Source organism: Yersinia pekkanenii (assembly GCF_001152565.1).
GTDB classification, from domain to species: Bacteria; Pseudomonadota; Gammaproteobacteria; order Enterobacterales; family Enterobacteriaceae; genus Yersinia; species Yersinia pekkanenii.
The window spans coordinates 8,509-29,348 of the sequence record NZ_CQAZ01000038.1 but is presented as its reverse complement, the minus strand read 5'-3'; the positions used below and the strand labels follow the sequence as shown (position 1 = coordinate 29,348).

Here is a 20,840-nt window from a genome sequence, read left to right as displayed (position 1 = left end):
TTAATGTATGCCGCAACCTGGGTCATCGACTGCGGCAGGGTTCCTTTGAGCCACTTAAGTATGGCCAGTTAAGTATGGTTATTTTCTAAATCAGGCGCTATATACAGTTAGATGAAATATCACCACTGATAGCTGATCAGTAATTTGGCATTACGACCATCCTGGGGGATTTCCTGAGGTGAGTAATACTCTTTGTTGAACGCATTACCCAGTACGGCAGTAGTCGTGATATTTTTGAGGTGACCTTGCCCTTGATAACGCAGATAAAAGTCCTGTACCACATAACCGGCTTGTGGCTTATAGGGGGTTCGCGCCGATGTTTTGGCATCGTTATCTGTCATAAATTTGGTATTTTCTACCATTGTGACTATCCAGCCGGCACTCAAACCGGTGTTGGCAATAGGCACATTCAGGCTGCTGGTGACGGTGTCTGGGTTGATACTATTAATAAATTGACGGGTATCGAGATTGATGCCTCGGGTGCGGTTATAGGCCAGCGTCCAGTCAAACCATGGGTTCTGATAATCCAGTGACGCATCCCAACCCCAAGTCTTACTGCGGGGGGTATTGATATAGCCGGAGTAGTTTTTAGCAAATATTTGGGTGTGGACTTCGCTGGTAATACGATTTTTTGCATCAATACTGAAATAGCTGGCTTTGAACTCGACTGAATCGTTATCGGATATTAATTGGTCAAAATGCAAGCCAAAGCCAGCTTCGCGGGTGACGTTGCTTTCTGGTTTTAAGTTTGGATTGGGTTTTCAGCGATTCTGAAAGAATGGCCCCATAGAGAAATGTATCGAGTCATTATAAAGCTCAGCCAGTGTCGGTGTACGGAACGCCTGACTGTAAGCACCAAACAGCATCAGCCAATCTGTCGGGTTAACCGTCACTGCCCCCCGCGTTGACCAGTTTTTAGCCTCTTTATCCTCAAATCCCGTGCGGCTGTTGTGATAACTGTCGAAACGGCTGCCTGCCAGCAAGGTCACTGGCAAGTCACGCAGGGTCATTTCATCTTGCAGCCAACCCGACACAAATTTGATTTCAGCCGGTGGAAAGCTGCGAATTAAACCTTTTGGGATTTGTTCCTGATGGTAGGTTTCCGCACCATAAGTGAATAAATGCGCTGCTGGGCTGAAGGTAAATAGCTCGCTACGATTCTCCATTTTTATGCCGCGAGTTATTTGCTGACGGCGGCCATAATCTTCGCGGTTTACATCATCGCTAATATTGATTGCGGAATAGTAGAATTGAGTGGTGAGATCCAACCCGCTAAGGTGTTGTGGTTGCAGATGGTAGGTCAACTCGGCATCTCGTTGAATAGTTGAGCGATTCATCATTGGACTGAACGTTGGGCTTGGTGTACTCCGATTGGCCATCTTTGGTTCCTGCGCCCGGTTATTGTAATAGCGTAGGGCGGTGGTTATCGACTGGCTAGCTGAAAGGTGGAGAGTGCCCTTAATCATCAGGTTGTTGATAGCTTCATCGTTAGGGGCGACGTAACCGTTACTTTGATAAAGCTTACCTACCTTGCGCTTGTTCAAGGCAATAATGCCGTCCAGCTTTTCTGTTCGACCAAAAGCAGATATCCCGCTACCAAGGCTATGATAGCCACTGGCACCATAGCCACTGACGCGCAAACCGAGGTTTTGATCCTCAGCCAGTAAATCCGCAGCATCCACCGTTTGATAGGCAATTACCCCCCCCATGGCACCGCTGCCAAAGAGGGATGTTGATGGGCTACGAATGACGTTGACTTGCTTTATTAACGCCGGATCAAGGAAGGTGCCATTGATATTGGCACCACTTATGCCCTGACGAATTCCATCAATTAATACCAAAACGCCATATTGGTCATAGCCTCTGATATTGACGTTTTGTCCGTTGGTACGGCCAACGCCGGTAACACTGATACCGGGTACGTTTTGTAGCATTTCTACCGCAGTGGTCGCGGTGTGTTTTTGCGGTAATGAGGCATCAATGGTGGTGATGGTACCAGGAATATTAAAATTGTCAGTGGCAGGGCGGCTACCGGTAACAATGAGGGTGTGGTGTTTACTCTCTGTCGCAGGGCTGGCTGCGGCAAAGGGAGACAACGCAAAGGTTATCGCCAGACTACATGTAGACAAATGAAAGAAACGACGCATAAGCAACTCTCCATATGTTATTGAACATAATCAATGGGTTGCTGGCTGCCTTAGGGCTAAGTACTCGGTGGCTGGCATAGGGTTAATTTTTATAAAAAGGATACTGGGCGTTCAAAAATCATTTCGTCAGTATTAGCTTCCCTGCTTTGGTTTGGCGCAAATAATAGAGTTGCCCCTGGTGGTTGATCGTCACCACATCATGCTGTCCAAGCAGTTGTTCGCTGTTAATGCAGGTAAATTGCAAAACAGCAGAGGATTGCGAGGTTGCGTTGTTTACCGCTTGAGTAGGATAAATAGCTTTGTGCATAAGGATTTTCTTTGGAGTTCAAATTATTACCAATGTGATAATGATTATCATATTCATTTGTGGTTTTTTTCAATAACAATCTCTATTACTTGTTATGCCAATATCTTGTTTGTTCTTAGTAATTCATATTGTTAATGGAGGGTGGGAATAGATAGGCAAAATACTGGCTCGGGTGAATGGAAGTTGGGGGGATATTTAACTCAGTGATAGAACAAAGTTAAGGCTAATCATTAGCACCCTAAAGGCTAATTTCATCCTATCACTGCGTGTTACTTAAAATCGGCTGCTCACGGCATCTGCCAATAAGTTCAAAAGTTGTTCAGTGTCAGCCCAATTCAGGCAAGGGTCGGTAATGGATTGTCCGTAGGTTAATGGCTGACCGGCAACAATTTTCTGTGTGCCTTCAATCAGGAAACTTTCAGCCATGACACCGACTATAGCCATAGATCCTGCACGGATCTGCTGAGCAATGTCTGCGGCAACCTCCAACTGGCGATGGTACATTTTCTGGCAATTACCATGACTGAAATCCACCACCAGATGCTCTGGTAAATCAAATTCACGCAGGCTGTCACAGGCAGCGGCAATGTCAGATGCACCATAGTTAGGCTGCTTCCCACCGCGCATGATGATGTGCCCGTACGGGTTACCCTTGGTTTGGTATATGGTCATCTGACCGGTTTTATCCGGAGACAAAAACATATGGCTGGCTTGTGCCGCGCGGATAGCATCAATCGCAATACGCGTATTACCGTCAGTACCGTTCTTGAATCCAACCGGGCAGGAGAGAGCCGATGCCATTTCGCGATGAATCTGGCTTTCGGTGGTGCGTGCGCCAATCGCCCCCCAACTGATAAGGTCGGCAATATACTGGCCGGTCACCATATCAAGGAATTCGGTCGCGGTGGGCAGACCTAACTGATTAACGGCCAGCAACAGTCTACGCGCCATCTCGATACCCAGATTGACCTGGCATGAGCCATCCAGCGCGGGATCAGAAATTAATCCCTTCCAACCCACCACGGTGCGCGGTTTTTCGAAATAGGTGCGCATGACGATTTCGAGGCTATCTTGATAGCGTTCACGCAATACATTCAGCCGAGTGGCGTAATCAATGGCGGCATCAGGGTCATGAATCGAACAGGGACCCACAATAACCAGCAGGCGCGGGTCTTCTCCGGTGAGTATTTTTTCAATCCGCTTGCGTGACGCTGTCACGTTACTCGCTATGGTGCCAGAAATTGGCAACTTTTCCGCCAGTTGTTGTGGCGTGATTAGGCTATCGATGCGCGTGGTCCGCAGTTCATCTGTTTTGTGCATGGAAATTCTCTGAATCTGTTCTTCTCTGCGGCAGGAATACCGGGAAGTGATGGCGATCACAATAAACCAAAACTAAATGAATTCAACCGCGATGATCGCTATTCATACAGAATTCTATTAAATAAATTGGAAATAACTGCTCTTGTGAATGTTTATAGCCAAAGTCATTGGCGTTGCAGTTAGGCGGCAAGCGAACAAACCCACAGATCAGTGATCCGAGTGCGTCAGAGCGACTAACAACCCTGTGCCGTCAAGGACCAAGGGGATAGTTAGAACATGCGGCGACTCATGCCTAAAATATCCAGAATTTTGGTTGATATCTCCTCAACGGAGTAGTTAGTTGAATTCAGATAGCGAATCTGATTTTTGCGGAATAACGCTTCCACTTCACCTACTTCCATCCGGCATTGGCGCAATGAGGCATAACGACTGTTCTCACGCCGTTCTTCGCGAATAGCGGCCAGCCTTTCAGGGTTGATCGTCAAACCAAAAAGCTTATGCTGAAACGGTTTTAGCGCCACTGGAAGCTGTAAATTGTCCATATCATCGGCGATAAAGGGGTAGTTTGCAGCACTAATACCAAATTGCATGGCCAAATAGAGGCTAGTCGGCGTTTTACCGCAGCGGGAAACTCCCAATAAAATCACTTGAGCCTGATCCAGATTGCGCAGCGAAATGCCATCATCATGGGCCAGCGCGTAGTCGATAGCGGCGATACGCGCATCGTATTTGCCCAGGTTATTTTCAGTTAAACCATGGGTACGGTTGAGCACCGGTTGCGGTGACACCCCCAACTCGCCCTGAAGTGGCGCGACCAGTGCCTGCACAATATCCTGGCAGAATCCTTCACTGTGCTGAATAAGTTCCCGGACTTCTGCACTGATTATCGAATAGAAGACCAGCGGCCTGACGCCAGTATCTTGATATATCAGATTAATTTTCTGGCAAACCTCTTGCGCTCGTGCAGCACTTTCGACAAATGGCAGCGTAAAGGTGGTCGCTTTAACCGGAAACTGCGACAGAACGGCATGGCCGAGCACTTCCGCAGTGATTGCCGTACCATCTGAAATATAAAACACACTTCTTTCCACGCTGACTCCTGAGTATTTTTCTGGCCGAATTCATACCACTGACTCATGGGTCGATGGCGGCAAGTTTTACCTAATTAGTGTGCCTTATCCGCCATGTCGGTAAAGTGTTTGCTGTCATAATCAGCTGAAAAAACATTTTTATTGTTGGGTTGATCGATTCACCTGTCCATGGGCTATGGATCATTGTGCTAGTCTAAAATGTACCCTACAACTTGTGGGTATAGGCCTGATAGCCTCTGGCCGTACCCTACTGACTGTCCCTAACGAATAGATAATATAAAAAGGATTGTTTCGATGTCCAACAATGGCCTAAATCTATGTAATGTGCTTTGGTACAACCAGCTTGGTATGCATGATGTTGAAAGGGTAGGCGGTAAGAATGCCTCTCTGGGTGAAATGATAACCCATCTTTCTGAACTGGGTGTCTCGGTACCTAACGGTTTTGCCACTACTGCTGAGGCATTTAACGATTTTCTGGAGCAAAGTGGGGTTAACCAACGTATTTATCAATTGTTGGATGATACCAACGTTGATGATATTGCCGCATTAGCCAAAGCGGGCGCGCAGATCCGTCAATGGGTAATCGAGACGCCGTTCCATCCAGAGTTTGAACAATCTATTCATGAAGCCTATAAGCAGTTGGCCGAGGGGGAACCTGAAGCCTCTTTTGCGGTGCGCTCCTCGGCGACAGCCGAAGATATGCCGGATGCTTCCTTTGCCGGTCAGCAGGAAACTTTCCTCAATGTGCAGGGAATCGATACGGTGATGATTGCCATCAAGCATGTATTCGCCTCACTGTTTAATGACCGCGCCATTTCTTATCGGGTACATCAGGGTTACGACCACCGTGGCGTGGCGCTATCTGCGGGTGTGCAACGGATGGTACGTTCTGATCTCGCCTCTTCGGGGGTGATGTTCACCATTGATACTGAATCGGGTTTTGATCAAGTGGTCTTTATCACTGCAGCCCATGGCTTGGGCGAAATGGTGGTGCAGGGTGCGGTGAATCCAGACGAGTTCTATGTGCATAAGCCCACTTTGCGTAAGGGTAAGCCCGCGATTGTGCGTCGTAATATGGGGTCGAAAAAAATCCGCATGATTTATGCCGAAAGTCAGGATCACGGCAAACAGGTGCAGATTGAAGAGGTACCAGAGGAACAACGCAATCGTTTCGCTCTCAGTGATGATGAAGTCGAAGCACTGGCCCATCAGGCATTATTGATCGAAGCGCATTATGGTCGTCCGATGGATATCGAGTGGGCGAAAGATGGCCATACCGGTAAATTGTATATTGTGCAGGCTCGGCCAGAAACAGTGCGTTCCAACCAACAGGTGATGGAGCGTTACCTGTTGAATGAAAAAGGTAAGATCCTGGTGGAAGGCCGTGCTATCGGGCATCGTATTGGTGCGGGGCCGGTCAAGGTAATTCATAATATCAGCGAGATGGATCGCATTCAGGCAGGTGATGTACTGGTAACAGACATGACTGACCCTGATTGGGAACCGATCATGAAAAAAGCATCAGCGATTGTGACTAACCGTGGCGGGCGCACCTGCCATGCGGCAATTATCGCCCGTGAGCTGGGTGTTCCGGCGGTAGTGGGGTGCGGCAATGCCACGGATCTATTGACAGAGGGGCAAAAGGTGACGGTTTCCTGTGCTGAAGGGGATACCGGCTATGTTTATCACGAATTGCTCGATTTTTCGATTCAGAGCTCACAAATTAGCGAATTGCCTGATTTACCGTTGAAAATCATGATGAATGTCGGTAATCCAGACCGGGCCTTTGATTTTGCCCAACTGCCGAATGAAGGCGTCGGGCTGGCACGACTTGAGTTTATCATCAACCGAATGATAGGTGTGCATCCTAAAGCGTTGCTGGAGTTCGACCGTCAGGACCCGGCAATTCAAGCTGAAATCAAGACGTTGATGAAGGGTTATGACAGCCCGGTGGAGTTTTATGTTGGTCGTTTGACTGAAGGGATTGCCACCCTCGGTGCGGCATTCTGGCCTAAACGGGTGATTGTGCGCTTGTCTGATTTTAAATCTAATGAGTATGCCAACCTGGTCGGCGGAGAAGCCTATGAGCCACATGAGGAGAACCCTATGCTGGGCTTCCGTGGCGCGGGGCGTTATGTCGCCGATAGCTTCCGCGACTGTTTCGCATTGGAGTGTGAGGCGGTGAAGCGGGTGCGTAATGTGATGGGGCTGACCAACGTGGAAGTGATGGTACCCTTCGTGCGCACGGTGGCGCAGGCAGAGGCGGTAGTTGCTGAACTGGCGAGGCAAGGGCTTAAGCGCGGCGAAAATGGTCTGAAGCTTATTATGATGTGCGAGATTCCCTCTAATGCCTTGCTGGCTGATCAGTTCCTTGAGCATTTCGATGGTTTCTCTATCGGTTCCAACGATATGACTCAACTGACACTGGGGCTGGATCGTGATTCTGGTGTGGTGTCAGAATTGTTTGACGAGCGCAATGAGGCGGTAAAGGCCTTATTATCGATGGCAATTCAGGCGGCTAAACGTCAGGGTAAATATGTCGGTATTTGTGGTCAAGGCCCATCGGACCATGAGGATTTTGCTTTATGGCTGATGGAACAAGGCATCGACAGTTTGTCTCTTAATCCAGATACCGTGGTAAAAACCTGGCTGAGTTTGGCGCAACATCGTACACACTGATAAGTATCGGATTATACCCGCAGATATTGAATTATCCGCAGCCAGGGTTGCGGATTTTTTTTGCAATTTTTTACTGGAATACCAATACTGCTGAGTTAAATCATCGTGATGATGGGGGAAAGGGCGATAGGAATAAAAATTAGATAGCATGATAATTAAAAAAAATTGATAAAAAAAAAAGCCCGTCTTAAATGACAGGCAAAGACTACACACAGCAATACGTGTATTCAATTTCAGCTATTTAAATAAGTCACTTCACTATGAGTTATTTAAATGCCTTGGGGAAAGCATTATCTGATAATAATATTAAGTAAATTCCGTAAGTTAGTCATTAAGAATCATCTGAATAAAATAGATTAAATAAATACTTTCTATTGAATTGTTTTCACACGGTTATTAATAATAATCCTATTTAATAACTAATGAAATGGAGGGGGTGCAATAGCAAGAGGGGGATTAAAAAGTTGTTCTTTATTTCTAATAGCGGATATAGCTGGATAATAGGGGGTTAGGCAGCATAACGACCAAACCCCCGGTAATCCTAAAGCTCTTCTAAATGCTTGGCGACTTCTTGAATGCTTTCTTCTGGCTCTGGCGCTTCGCTGACCCAGGCAGAGGTCAGACGATAGGAAATGGCCAATACCACCGGGCCAATAAACAATCCAATCATGCCGAAAGACAGCAGTCCACCGATAACCCCGGAGAGGATCAGGATCATCGGCATATCGGCTTCCATACGGATAAGATAGGGGCGCAGAACGTTGTCCATCGTGCCAACGATACAGCTCCAAACCAGTAGCACCGTGCCCCAGGTATTATCACCGGTCCAGTACAACCAAATAACCGCTGGCACCAGTATCAACAATGGCCCGAGTTGGGCGACACAGCAGATAAACATTAATACGGTAAAGAGTGTGGCGTATTGAATGCCAGCCAGAGCGAGGCCAATGCCGCCAAGAATGGCCTGTACCAGCGCAGTGACGACGACGCCTAAGGCAACGGCACGAATAGCTTTAGCTGCCATTACCACCACCGCATCACCACGTTTGTCGGCAGCCCGCACCGCAAAATGGCGAATAGCTAAGCCCACTTGCTCGCCATGGAAATAGAGCAAAATACTGAACAGCACCATCATCGCCAGATGAATCAAAAAATAGCCAACATGGGCCGCTTGAGCCACCAACCAGGTGGTCGCAGCACCGATATAAGGCTGAACTTTGGCGATCAACGCATTACCGCCACCGGCGATCAGCGTATGCCAACTGCTATAAAGTTTGTTACCCACCATTGGGATCGATTGTAACCAGGTGACATCCGGCATACGCAAATTCGATGGGGTGGATGCCCACTGAATCAGCGGGCCGCTGTTTTCGACCAGGCTACTGACCAGCAAAGCAATCGGGATAACAAACAGCAAAACCAGCAGGAGAGTCATGACAATGGCGGCAAGCCAGCGCTTACCCCAAAGGATTTTTTGCACTCTAATCAGCAGTGGCCAGGTCGCAATGACCACCATACCAGCCCAGGCAAAGCCCATAATAAACGGCTGTACTACCCAAAAACTGGCGATAATCATTATCATAATGAATATCACCCCAAACATCAGTTTAGGTAAATCGAGATGACGCGGCTGCGGGTAATTCATCAATGGGTTCTCATTTCACATGTCATGGCAAGGTGGCCATCGCACTGTTTTTTCTGCACTCATTAGACTTCGGACTAATTAAGCATCTGTACTAATCATGGTGTATTTCTTAAGATTTTAACAGACATCTGGTGTATTTATCCTTAGCTGGCCCCATCACTTTCCTATCGTTCTGAATTGGCATAAATTGTTCGACAAAGGTGATTGCAAGCAGATAATCTCTTAGCGGAACAACCAACACACATACCTATAGATAGGGTCACACTAATGATCCCACAGATTTCTCAGGCACCGGGCGTGGTTCAGTTGGTGCTGGATTTTTTGGATGCTTTGAAGCAAAACGGATTCACCGGCGATACTGCCACCAACTATGCTGATCGCCTGACCATGGCGACGGACAACAGTATTTACCAACTGCTACCTGATGCGGTGGTTTTTCCACGTTCCACGGCGGATGTGGCCCTGATTGGCCGTTTGGCTGGGCAGGAGAACTTCAAGTCACTGGTCTTTACGCCCCGTGGTGGTGGGACGGGGACCAATGGCCAGGCGTTGAACCACGGAATTGTGGTGGATATGTCGCGCCATATGAACCGTATTCTGGAGATAAACCCCGAAAGTGGCTGGGTGCGGGTTGAAGCTGGCGTGATTAAAGACCAGCTTAATCAATATCTACGCCCATTTGGCTATTTCTTCTCGCCGGAGTTATCAACCAGTAACCGCGCTACCTTGGGTGGGATGATTAATACCGATGCCTCCGGTCAGGGCTCGTTGGTTTATGGCAAAACATCTGACCATGTGCTGGGGTTGCGTGCCATTTTACTGGGCGGGGAGATGCTGGATACCCGCGCCATGCCGACGGCACTGGCGGAAACGATTGCGCAGGAAGATTCAGTAATAGGGCGTATCTACCACACGGTGCTGAACCGCTGCCGTGAGCAGCGGGCATTGATTCTGGATAAATTTCCTAAATTAAACCGTTTCCTGACTGGCTATGACTTGCGCCATGTTTTCAGTGATGACTTACAAACCTTTGACCTGACCCGTATTTTAACCGGTGCTGAAGGTACGTTGGCCTTTATTACCGAAGCCACACTGGATATTACGCCGCTGCCTAAAGTGCGTCGGTTGGTGAATATAAAGTATGACTCCTTTGATTCTGCTCTGCGTAATGCGCCTTTTATGGTGGAAGCCAACGCGCTGTCAGTAGAAACCGTGGACTCCAAAGTCCTCAATCTGGCAAAAGAAGATATTGTTTGGCACTCGGTCAAGGCGCTTATCACCGATATCCCTGACAAAGAGATGTTGGGGCTTAATATTGTTGAGTTTGCCGGTGATGATAAAGCACTTATCGACTACCAGATGGGATCGCTGTGCCAGCGTTTGGATGAATTGATGTCAGCCCAGCAGGGCGGTGTGATTGGCTATCAGATTTGCAGCGAACTCGCCGGCATTGAGCGTATCTATGGTATGCGCAAAAAAGCGGTGGGTTTGTTGGGCAACAGTAAAGGGCAGGCTAAGCCTATTCCATTTGCTGAAGATACCTGTGTCCCTCCGCAGCATTTAGCCGATTATATTGTTGAATTCCGGCAACTACTGGATAGCCATAATCTGACTTATGGCATGTTTGGTCATGTGGATGCTGGTGTATTACATGTTCGTCCGGCCCTGGATATGTGCGATCCGCAGCAAGAAATGCTGATGAAGCAGCTATCGGATCAAGTCGTGCAACTGACCGCCCGCTATGGTGGCCTGTTGTGGGGGGAGCACGGCAAAGGTTTCCGCGCTGAATACAGTCCCGACTTCTTCGGTGAGGTGCTTTACAGTGAACTGCGGCGGATTAAATCTGCTTTCGATCCTGATAACCGCTTAAATCCGGGCAAAATCTGTTCGCCGTTGGGCAGTGATGCGCCGATGATGAAAGTGGATACCTCAGATAAACGCGGCACACTGGACCGACGCATCCCGCTGGAGGTTCGAACCTCATTCCGTGGCGCTATGGAATGTAATGGTAATGGGCTGTGTTTTAACTTTGATGCCCGCAGCCCGATGTGTCCGTCAATGAAGATTACCGGTGACCGTATTCACTCGCCTAAAGGCCGGGCAACCTTGGTGCGAGAGTGGTTACGGCTATTATCCGAGCAAGGTGTTGACCCTATTGCACTAGAAAAAGGGCTGGCAACCAAACGCCCGAGTCTGCGCGGCTTGATTGAAAAGACCCGTAACACCTGGCATGCCAGCCAGGGAGATTATGATTTCTCTCATGAAGTCAAAGAGGCGATGTCGGGCTGCCTGGCCTGTAAAGCCTGCTCTACGCAGTGCCCGATAAAAATTGATGTGCCGGGCTTCCGCTCCCGTTTCCTTCAGTTGTATCACACCCGCTATCATCGGCCGCTACGAGACTATGTGGTGGCTGGCGTCGAGAGCTACGCGCCGTTAATGGCTAACACGCCGAAAGTGTTTAATTTCTTCCTAAAACAGCCATGGGTTAGGGCGTTAAGCCGGAAAAGTATTGGGATGGTGGATTTACCAATGCTGTCCAGCCCAACATTGAAGCAGTCACTGTCCGGTCATTATGCCAGCACCATGACGCTGGAACAGTTGGAAAAACTGTCGGAATCTGAGCGCCGCCAGCATGTGTTGATCGTACAAGACCCCTTCACCAGCTATTACGATGCTCAGGTGGTGGCAGATTTTGTCCGGCTGGTGGAAAAACTGGGTTTCAATCCAGTGTTATTGCCGTTCTCGCCCAATGGCAAGGCACAACACATTAAAGGGTTTCTGCAACGGTTTGCCAAAACGGCACGTAAGACGGCGGATTTCCTTAATCGCATGGCATTGCTGGATATGCCGATGGTCGGTGTTGACCCTGCCTTGGTGCTTTGTTATCGCGATGAATATAAAGAGATTCTGGGAAGTACACGTGGTGATTTTAGTGTGCAACTGGTTCATGAATGGCTACAGGTGGCACTGGCTGAACAGCCAGAGCAACAGATAAGTGGTGAATCCTGGTATCTGTTGGGTCATTGCACTGAAACCACCGCACTGCCTGCCAGCAGCCAGCACTGGGCATCCATATTCTCTCGTTATGGTGCCAAACTGGAAAATGTCAGTGTCGGATGTTGCGGTATGGCGGGGACTTATGGCCATGAAGCGAAAAATATTGATAACTCGCTGGGTATCTACGCCTTATCCTGGCAGCAGGCATTACAAAAATTACCCGGAAGACGGTGTTTAGCCACCGGTTACTCTTGCCGCAGTCAGGTTAAACGTATTGAAGGCAATGGGTTGAAACATCCGTTACAAGCGTTGCTTGAGCTGGTTTAACAGGTGAAAGCCGCTCACTCTCATTGATATAAACATCGCTGTGATGTCAAGAACGAAGGGGGAAAAGATGCTGTGGAAACGTACTGCAACGCTGGAACAATTAAACCAGCAATGCCAAGGTTGTATGGTGGGGCATCTGGGCATTGAGTTTACCCGACTCGCCGATGATGAACTGGAAGCCACCATGCCGGTAGACCAACGCACCACCCAACCTTTTGGCCTGCTGCATGGTGGGGCTTCAGTGGTGCTGGCAGAGAGTCTCGGCTCGATGGCAGGTTATTTGTGTACCACCGAAGGGCAACAGGTGGTGGGGCTGGAAATTAATGCTAATCACCTGAAGGCTGTTCGCTCCGGGAAAGTCCGTGGTTGTTGTCGTGCTATTCGTGTTGGCCGTAGTCATCAGGTTTGGCAGATTGAGATTTTTGATCAGCAGGGATCGCTGTGTTGCACCTCCCGCTTAACGGTCGCCGTGCTGTCACAATAATGTAATAACCCTTAGTAAATACAAGTCATTACAAAAACTCAGGGCCACATGCTGGCCTTGAGTCACTAAAATCCTCACCGCCTCCTCTTTATATCTATCCCTGAGTTGTTTGGTTTATCCGATAAGTGCGCTGAATGTCTATGATAGGTTCCCCCAACGAGGGTTTTCAGCTAAAGTTAATACAGAAATAGGTATTTTTTATGAATGTTATAAATAGTCAGAGACTGACGGCGATTAACCTCTGATATAGTAAGGGATTAGATCATCGCTGCGAAATTTATTGATTTATTTCATGGTGATAAAAGTGCACTTTTTCCTCCTGACCTCTTCGGCCATCGCAGCATGCTTATTCGTTGCCGCCTCATTCGAGGTTAAAACGGTACTTTTCTTAATATCCCTGCAAAACAAACGGTTGAAGTGATCATTATTATCACTACCATTGTGAATAATCTGTGCTGACTCCTCAATAATCAGCCAGCAAATGGCTAACCTGAAAAGTAAGAATCTAACCGGTGATTGAGAACATAAGGTAGGGCATATGCAACAGGAATCAGTCGGAACATTTTCACTCGACGAGAATGTCTGGCAAGGCGTTACGATTACAGACAGCGCCGCCGCGCAAATTACACGGCTCATGCAGCAGGATCCGCAAATTAAAGGATTGCAGCTCGGGGTCAAACAGTCAGGTTGTGCCGGTTTTGCCTATGTGATGGATATGGCGAAAGAGCCTGCCAGCGATGCGTTGGTTTTTGAGCATGGTAGCGCCAAAATTTACGTGCCATTAAAAGCGATGCCATTTATCGATGGCACCGAGGTGGATTACGTCCGCGAAGGGCTAAACCAGATTTTTAAATTTAATAATCCTAAAGCTCAGCATTCCTGCGGGTGTGGCGAGAGTTTTGGCGTTTGAGCGATGTAAACGAAATGACACGAAGCAATGTAGACGTTCCAGATGATGTGCAGGCTTGGGTCAGCGATGGTCGCTACAAAGAAGGATTTTTTACCCAACTGGCTACTGATCAGTTAGCGAAAGGCCTCAACGAAGAGGTCATTCGCGCCATTTCAGCGAAACGTAATGAACCTGAGTGGATGCTGGAGTTTCGCCTCGGGGCTTATCGTAGTTGGCTAGAGATGGAAGAGCCACACTGGCTGAAGGCAAATTATAAAAGCTTGGATTATCAGGATTATAGCTATTACTCCGCACCATCCTGTGGCAGTTGTGATGACAGTTGTGATTCACAACCTGGCGCAGTGCAGCAGTCTTCCGCAGACAGCTCGGCACCACGGGATCTCTCGGCGCAGGATATGAATGAGTATCTCACCGCTGAGGTCGAGTCTGCTTTTGCCCAGTTAGGCATCCCGGTACGGGAAGGGGCAGAGGTTGCGGTTGACGCTATTTTTGACTCGGTTTCCGTGGCGACGACCTACCGTGGGAAATTAGCGGAGCAGGGGATTATTTTCTGTTCATTCAGCGAAGCCATTCAGGAATATCCGGATCTGGTGCGCAAATACCTGGGGTCAGTGGTTCCAGCTAAAGATAACTTCTTTGCGGCGTTAAATGCAGCTGTTGCCTCTGATGGTACCTTTGTTTATGTGCCTAAAGGTGTGCGCTGCCCGATGGAGTTATCCACCTACTTCCGTATTAATGCCGCTAAAACCGGGCAGTTTGAGCGCACCATCCTAATTGCCGACGAAGGCAGTTATGTCAGTTATATCGAAGGATGTTCCGCGCCGGTGCGAGACAGCTATCAGCTTCATGCTGCGGTAGTCGAGGTTATTTTGCACAAAGATGCCGAAGTTAAATACTCGACAGTGCAGAACTGGTTTGCTGGTGCCGATAGCACCGGCGGCATTCTTAATTTTGTCACTAAACGGGCGTTGTGTGAAGGTGCCGGCTCGAAAATGTCATGGACCCAATCTGAAACCGGATCCGCCATTACCTGGAAATATCCGAGTGTTATTTTGCAGGGTGATAATTCAATTGGTGAGTTTTTCTCCGTGGCGTTAACCAATGGTCACCAGCAAGCAGATACCGGTACCAAAATGATCCATATTGGCAAAAACACCAAATCAACAATTATTGCCAAAGGGATCTCTGCCGGACATAGCCAGAACACCTATCGTGGTTTGGTGAAAATCTTGCCGGGTGCAGATAATGCCCGTAATTTCACGCAATGTGATTCGATGCTGATTGGGCCGGATTCCGGTGCGCATACTTTCCCCTATGTGGAGGTGCGCAATAATTCGGCCCAATTGGAACATGAAGCCACAACCTCAAAAATTGGCGATGACCAACTGTTTTATTGTTTACAGCGAGGCATTAGCGAGGACAATGCCATCTCAATGATAGTTAATGGTTTCTGTAAAGATGTGTTCTCCGAGTTGCCGTTGGAGTTTGCTGTTGAAGCACAGAAATTGTTAGCCATCAGTCTGGAACACAGTGTCGGTTAATTGAATCAGTACTCGCTGAGTTTTGCGCTGCGGCGCACCAAGGAACCCTATGTTAAGCATTAAGAATTTAAACGTCAGTGTTGAAGGTAATGAGATCCTTAAAGGTTTGGATCTGGAGATCAAACCCGGTGAAGTGCATGCCATCATGGGGCCGAATGGCTCCGGGAAAAGCACCTTATCAGCAGCATTGGCAGGGCGTGAAGAGTATGAAGTCACTGAAGGTAGTGTCACCTTCAAGGGTAAAAACCTACTAGAGTTGGCCCCGGAGGATCGCGCAGGCGAAGGCGTGTTTTTGGCTTTCCAGTATCCGGTAGAAATCCCTGGCGTCAGTAACCATTTCTTCTTACAAACCGCAGTCAATGCCGTGCGTAAATATCGCCAGCAGGAACCCTTGGATCGCTTTGATTTTTCAGATTTCATTGAAGAAAAGATTGAGTTACTAAAAATGCCAGCTGATTTGCTGACCCGCTCGGTTAACGTGGGGTTCTCTGGCGGTGAGAAGAAACGTAACGATATCTTGCAGATGGCAGCGTTGGAGCCCTCTTTATGTATTCTGGATGAAACAGACTCTGGGCTGGATATCGATGCGCTGAAAATTGTGGCGAACGGTGTTAACTCGCTGCGTAATGAAAAGCGCGCATTTATTATTGTGACCCACTATCAGCGTATCCTTGACTACGTAAAACCTGATTTTGTGCACGTTTTGTATCAGGGGAAAATTATCAAGTCAGGTGATTTCACACTGGTGAAACAGTTGGAGGAGCAAGGCTATGGCTGGCTTACCGACCAACAGTAAAATACTGGAAAATCATAATCTGCAAAAACAGCAGCGTATTGACGCATTGCAGCGCTTTGATCAGTTGTTTAAACAACGCGAAAGTGGCAACAGTAGCGAGGCCTTGGCACATTGGCAACAGGTGCTGCAATTAGGTTTCCCCAGCGTTAAACATGAAGACTGGAAATACACGCCACTGGCGCGTTTATTAGCTCACGATTTCAGTTTTGCCACCCCCCCGGTGGTGACTGCCGCCCAGCGTGATGCGCTGTCATTAATACAAGATGCACATCGATTGGTATTTATTGATGGCCGATATGCGCCTGAGTTAAGTGACCGCGAATATGGCCCTTATCAACTGACTCTGGTGACTGAGGATCTACCGTTGCCAACGGCTATCCAGTCGGACGTCTTTTTACATCTGACCGAGAGTTTGGCGCAGGAACGGTTGCACATTCGGTTACCAGCAGGAAAGCACAGTGATAAGCCGCTTTATTTGCTGCATATCAGCTCAGGTAATCGTTCTGAGGTTGTGAATACCAGCCATTACCGCCACCATTTGGTGATTGAGGCCAATGCGCAGGCAGAAGTGATCGAACATTTCGTCAGTTTGGGTGAGCACCCACACTTTACCGGCGCGCGGCTCACGGTTGCCGTGGGTGATAACGCCGAGTTGAGTCATTGTAAACTGGCATTTGAAACACCTAATAGCTATCACTTTGCCCATAATGACCTGGTGCTGGGGCGAGATGCCAAAGCGTGCAGTTACAGCTTCCTGTTAGGGGCCGGTTTGACCCGCCATAACACCAGTGCGCAGTTGAACGGTGAAGGAGCAACCTTATCCATTAACAGCCTGCTGTTGCCGATAGGGCGTGAAATCTGCGACACCCGCACCTATCTGGAGCATAACAAAGGCTATTGTGAAAGCCGTCAGCTACACAAAATCATCGTTCGTGAGCGGGGCAAAGCGGTGTTTAATGGCATGATCAAAGTGGCTCAGCACGCATTAAAAACCGACGGTCAGATGACCAACAATAACTTGCTGCTGAGTCAGTTAGCCGAGGTGGATACCAAGCCACAGTTAGAAATTTACGCCGATGACGTAAAATGCAGTCATGGCGCTACCGTCGGGCGCATTGATGCTGAGCAGCTATTTTATTTGCAATCACGGGGTATCAGTCAGGCGGATGCGCAGCAGATGATTATTTTTGCATTTGCAGCCGAATTAACGGAGGCCATTCACCACGAAGCCATCCGCAAAGTGGTGCTGGCGCGGATTGCTGATCGTTTGGCCGGAGAGTCGCTATGAATTTCCCTATTGAACGAATAAGAGCTGATTTCCCACTGCTTAGCCGTCAGGTTAACGGGCAGCTGCTGGCCTATTTGGACAGCGCGGCCAGCGCGCAGAAGCCACAAGTGGTCATCGATAGGGAGCTTAACTTCTATCGAGAGGGTTATGCGGCGGTTCATCGCGGTATCCACACCCTGAGTGCCGAGGCGACCCAACAGATGGAGGCGGTTCGCAGCCAGGTGGCTGACTTTATCCATGCGGCCTCGCCAGAGGAAATTGTTTTCGTTAAAGGTACCACTGAGGCCATTAATTTAGTGGCTAACAGTTATGGTCGCCATTTTCTGAAAGCCGGTGACAGCATCATCATTACCGAGATGGAGCATCACGCCAATATTGTGCCCTGGCAGATGCTGGCAAAAGATCTCGGTATTAAAATCCGGGTTTGGCCGCTGACGGCGACGGGGGAGCTTGAGTTAACCGCCTTAGCCAGCTTGATTGACGAAACCACTCGATTGCTGGCTATCACTCAGGTTTCCAACGTGTTGGGGACGGTGAATCCCATCCAAAATATTGTTGCTCAGGCTAAAGCCGCGGGCTTGGTGGTGCTGGTAGATGGTGCGCAGGCTATCATGCATCAACCGGTAGATGTGCAGGCATTGGGCTGTGATTTTTATGTCTTCTCCGGGCACAAACTTTATGGGCCTTCTGGTATTGGTATTTTGTACGGTAAAGGTGCGCTGTTACAACAGATGCCGCCATGGGAAGGGGGCGGTTCGATGATCAAAACCGTTAGCCTGACGCAAGGCACCACTTTTGCCGATGCGCCGTGGCGTTTTGAGGCGGGATCGCCGAACACTGCCGGGATTATGGGGTTGGGTGCAGCAATCGGTTACGTTAATGAACTGGGGCTTGGTCAGATCCAGGAATACGAACAATCGCTGATGTCTTATGCGCTGGAACAACTGAACCAAATCAATAGCCTGATACTCTATGGCCCAATAGCGCGTGCCGGTGTTATCGCCTTCAATCTGGGGCCGCATCACGCTTATGATGTGGGTAGTTTTCTGGACCAATATGGCATTGCTATCCGTACTGGTCACCATTGTGCCATGCCGCTGATGGCGTTCTACCAGGTGCCAAGCATGTGTCGCGCATCATTGGCGCTGTATAACACCCGTGAGGAAGTGGATCGTTTGGTGGCTGGGTTACAGCGCATCGAAAAATTGCTGGGCTGAATACCCGTTAAAACAGACTGTACCTAAAGGTATTAGGAAACGCATGCTATGGCTGGTTTGCCAGATAAAGATAAATTGATTCGCAATTTTTCCCGTTGTTTAAATTGGGAAGAGAAATACCTGTATGTGATCGAGCTGGGGGGGCAGTTAGCGCCGCTAACCGCGCAACAGCGCCAGGCGGAAAACCTGATTTCAGGCTGTCAAAGTCAGGTCTGGATCGCCATGACACTCTCCGAGGAGGGTCATGTGGTTTTTGCTGGTGACAGTGATGCGGCTATTGTTAAAGGTCTGGTCGCCGTAGTGTTTATTCTTTATCAGGGCTTAACTCCGCAGCAGATAGTCTCCCTCGATGTACGGCCTTTCTTTGCCGATCTGGCTTTGAGCCAGCACCTGACGCCTTCGCGCTCACAAGGGCTGGAAGCGATGATCCGCGCTATACGTAGCAAAGCTGCCGGGCTATTGATTGTGTAATAGCCGCCAACATTTTGTGCTTTATTTAGCGGCCTGTGGCCCTTTTTGCGTTATGGGTCACAGTCTGAAAATGGTGAAATTTCAGCAGCTTAAATCGGTCATCACGCTGGATAAAGCATAATAAATTACTTTGTAACACATTGATTTCTAGAGATATAAATTGCCTTTATAATAATGGCTGTTACTATATGGTAGCCTTATAATTGGCTGCTAAAATTAACGTAGATAGCCGTGTATACCCTAAATAATTCGAGTGGCAAGAAGGCGGCAAGCGAATGAACCCCGATGAGCTTACACCGGTAAGTGATTCGGGTAATTGAGCGTAGTTAACGCACATGCGGCTTGAAGTATGACGGGTATAAACCGAATTTGAAGAAGTGATGTAGGAACTAAGCATGAAACGTGCATTAACTTTGATTGGTATGTTATTCGCAACTTGTATGGCGGGGAGTATCACCGCTGCCAATGCGACCGAGTATCCTCTGCCGCCAGCCAATAGTCGTCTGATTGGTGAAAATACGACCTATACCGTTCCAAACGATGGCCGCCCGCTTGAGGCTATTGCTGCGGATTATAAAATCGGCTTGTTGGGCATGCTGGAAGCCAACCCAGGTGCTGACCCGTATTTGCCATTACCGGGCTCAGTGTTAACTATCCCAACCCAGATGTTGCTGCCTGATACCCCGCGTGAAGGCATTGTTATTAATCTGGCTGAGCTGCGCCTTTATTACTACCCTAAAGACCAGAATAAAGTCATCGTGTACCCTATCGGTATCGGCCAGTTAGGGCGTAATACCCCGACTATGACGACCTCTGTCAGTCAGAAGATCCCAAACCCAACCTGGACGCCAACCGCGAATATCCGTAAGAACTACCTGGCGGAGGGTGTTACCTTGCCAGCAGTTGTTCCGGCGGGCCCGGAAAATCCTATGGGTCTGTTTGCCATGCGCCTGGCGGCTGGCAGCGGTGAGTACCTGATCCACGGGACTAACGCTAACTTTGGTATTGGTATGCGTGTCAGCTCCGGTTGTATCCGTTTACGTCCTGATGATATCAAGGCGCTGTTTAGCTCAGTACCTAAAGGTACCCGCGTACAGATAATCAACGAGCCGGTTAAATATGCCGTAGAACCTGATGGTAAGCGTTATGTGGAAGTTCATCAGCCATTGTCTCGTGTAGACAGTGATGATCCACAAACGATGCCAATTGCGATCAGCGCAAGCCTACAAAAGTTTATCAGCGACAGCCAGACTGATACACAAGTGGTTCAGGATGCGATTGTACGCCGTGCGGGCATGCCCGTCATCGTAACGGTAGGTGAGACTGCGCCTGCGCAAGCTCCGGCTGCTGTAGCGCCTCAGGGCGAACCACAGACCGAAGAGCAGCAACCTACCGAGGAAGCGGTTCCAACGTTGGTTCAGCCAGGCCCGGTATACTCTGCCGCTAATTAAGTATCAGCTGCACCTTTGCTGTGGCAGCTTGTTTGCCATGGCACAAGGTGTCGCGCTAACCGCAGGATGAAATGAAAAGTGTAACCGTCGTAGCTAAGGGAAGACGAGATCAGGGAAGGTAACGGTCAGCGGTTCATTCTTTTGGGGTGAAAGTGGGATAAAAAAAAAT

Annotated in this window: 14 protein-coding genes, 1 other RNA gene and 1 pseudogene; 10 read left to right on the top strand and 6 right to left on the bottom strand. The window is 48.7% G+C overall.

Annotation, left to right across the window (positions count from 1 at the left end):
- Nucleotides 1-119 precede the first annotated feature (119 nt).
- The 4 genes and pseudogenes from AEP37_RS17175 to ppsR form a co-directional block, all read right to left on the bottom strand.
- Nucleotides 120-2,147: pseudogene (locus AEP37_RS17175) on the bottom strand (TonB-dependent hemoglobin/transferrin/lactoferrin family receptor).
- Between the two features lie 118 nt (nucleotides 2,148-2,265).
- Nucleotides 2,266-2,454: a hemin uptake protein HemP gene (gene hemP / locus AEP37_RS17170; RefSeq protein WP_049614506.1), complete on the bottom strand. Its 189-nt coding sequence runs from the start codon at nucleotides 2,452-2,454 to the stop codon at nucleotides 2,266-2,268.
- A 273-nt stretch (nucleotides 2,455-2,727) separates the two neighbouring features.
- Entirely contained in the window at nucleotides 2,728-3,774 is a 1,047-nt protein-coding gene (locus AEP37_RS17165) for a 3-deoxy-7-phosphoheptulonate synthase (protein ID WP_049614505.1), read from the bottom strand.
- Between the two features lie 269 nt (nucleotides 3,775-4,043).
- A complete protein-coding gene (ppsR, locus tag AEP37_RS17160; protein WP_049614504.1) occupies nucleotides 4,044-4,865 on the bottom strand; it encodes a posphoenolpyruvate synthetase regulatory kinase/phosphorylase PpsR in 822 nt (273 codons plus the stop codon).
- A gap of 294 nt (nucleotides 4,866-5,159) precedes the next feature.
- On the opposite strand from ppsR, the gene ppsA reads away from it, so the two are divergent.
- A complete protein-coding gene (ppsA, locus tag AEP37_RS17155) occupies nucleotides 5,160-7,544 on the top strand; it encodes a phosphoenolpyruvate synthase (RefSeq protein WP_049614503.1) in 2,385 nt (794 codons plus the stop codon).
- A 170-nt stretch (nucleotides 7,545-7,714) separates the two neighbouring features.
- Here ppsA and rprA read toward each other — a convergent pair.
- Both rprA and ydiK read right to left on the bottom strand, forming a co-directional pair.
- Nucleotides 7,715-7,819, bottom strand: an RNA gene (gene rprA / locus AEP37_RS25095) — antisense sRNA RprA.
- Nucleotides 7,820-8,085: 266 nt separating this feature from the next.
- Nucleotides 8,086-9,189, bottom strand: coding sequence for an AI-2E family transporter YdiK (ydiK, locus tag AEP37_RS17150; RefSeq protein ID WP_049614502.1), 1,104 nt, complete (start codon nucleotides 9,187-9,189; stop codon nucleotides 8,086-8,088).
- 267 nt (nucleotides 9,190-9,456) lie between these two features.
- On the opposite strand from ydiK, the gene ydiJ reads away from it, so the two are divergent.
- From ydiJ to AEP37_RS17105, 9 genes are all read left to right on the top strand, one after another.
- On the top strand, nucleotides 9,457-12,513 hold the full coding sequence (ydiJ, locus tag AEP37_RS17145) for a D-2-hydroxyglutarate dehydrogenase YdiJ (RefSeq protein WP_049614501.1): 3,057 nt from the start codon (nucleotides 9,457-9,459) through the stop codon (nucleotides 12,511-12,513).
- Between the two features lie 67 nt (nucleotides 12,514-12,580).
- The gene (locus AEP37_RS17140; RefSeq protein WP_049614500.1) at nucleotides 12,581-12,997 is read left to right on the top strand and encodes a hotdog fold thioesterase; all 417 of its coding nucleotides are present in this window, start codon (nucleotides 12,581-12,583) and stop codon (nucleotides 12,995-12,997) included.
- 538 nt (nucleotides 12,998-13,535) lie between these two features.
- Nucleotides 13,536-13,907 carry a Fe-S cluster assembly scaffold SufA gene (sufA, locus tag AEP37_RS17135; protein WP_049614499.1) on the top strand — a complete coding sequence of 124 codons (372 nt, stop codon included), beginning with the start codon at nucleotides 13,536-13,538 and terminating at the stop codon, nucleotides 13,905-13,907.
- 14 nt (nucleotides 13,908-13,921) lie between these two features.
- Complete coding sequence (gene sufB, locus AEP37_RS17130; protein ID WP_049614498.1) at nucleotides 13,922-15,448, top strand: Fe-S cluster assembly protein SufB; 1,527 nt, start codon at nucleotides 13,922-13,924, stop codon at nucleotides 15,446-15,448.
- A 49-nt stretch (nucleotides 15,449-15,497) separates the two neighbouring features.
- A complete protein-coding gene (gene sufC, locus AEP37_RS17125; RefSeq protein WP_049614497.1) occupies nucleotides 15,498-16,244 on the top strand; it encodes a Fe-S cluster assembly ATPase SufC in 747 nt (248 codons plus the stop codon).
- A complete protein-coding gene (sufD, locus tag AEP37_RS17120; protein ID WP_049614496.1) occupies nucleotides 16,219-17,532 on the top strand; it encodes a Fe-S cluster assembly protein SufD in 1,314 nt (437 codons plus the stop codon). Before sufC ends, sufD begins: the two co-directional genes overlap by 26 nt.
- Complete coding sequence (gene sufS / locus AEP37_RS17115) at nucleotides 17,529-18,749, top strand: cysteine desulfurase SufS (RefSeq protein ID WP_049614495.1); 1,221 nt, start codon at nucleotides 17,529-17,531, stop codon at nucleotides 18,747-18,749. The genes sufD and sufS overlap by 4 nt, the downstream gene beginning before the upstream one ends.
- A gap of 48 nt (nucleotides 18,750-18,797) precedes the next feature.
- Nucleotides 18,798-19,220 (top strand): cysteine desulfuration protein SufE, encoded by a 423-nt coding sequence (sufE, locus tag AEP37_RS17110; RefSeq protein ID WP_049614494.1) that lies wholly within the window; start codon nucleotides 18,798-18,800, stop codon nucleotides 19,218-19,220.
- A 395-nt stretch (nucleotides 19,221-19,615) separates the two neighbouring features.
- A complete protein-coding gene (locus AEP37_RS17105; RefSeq protein WP_049614493.1) occupies nucleotides 19,616-20,671 on the top strand; it encodes a L,D-transpeptidase family protein in 1,056 nt (351 codons plus the stop codon).
- Nucleotides 20,672-20,840 lie beyond the last annotated feature (169 nt).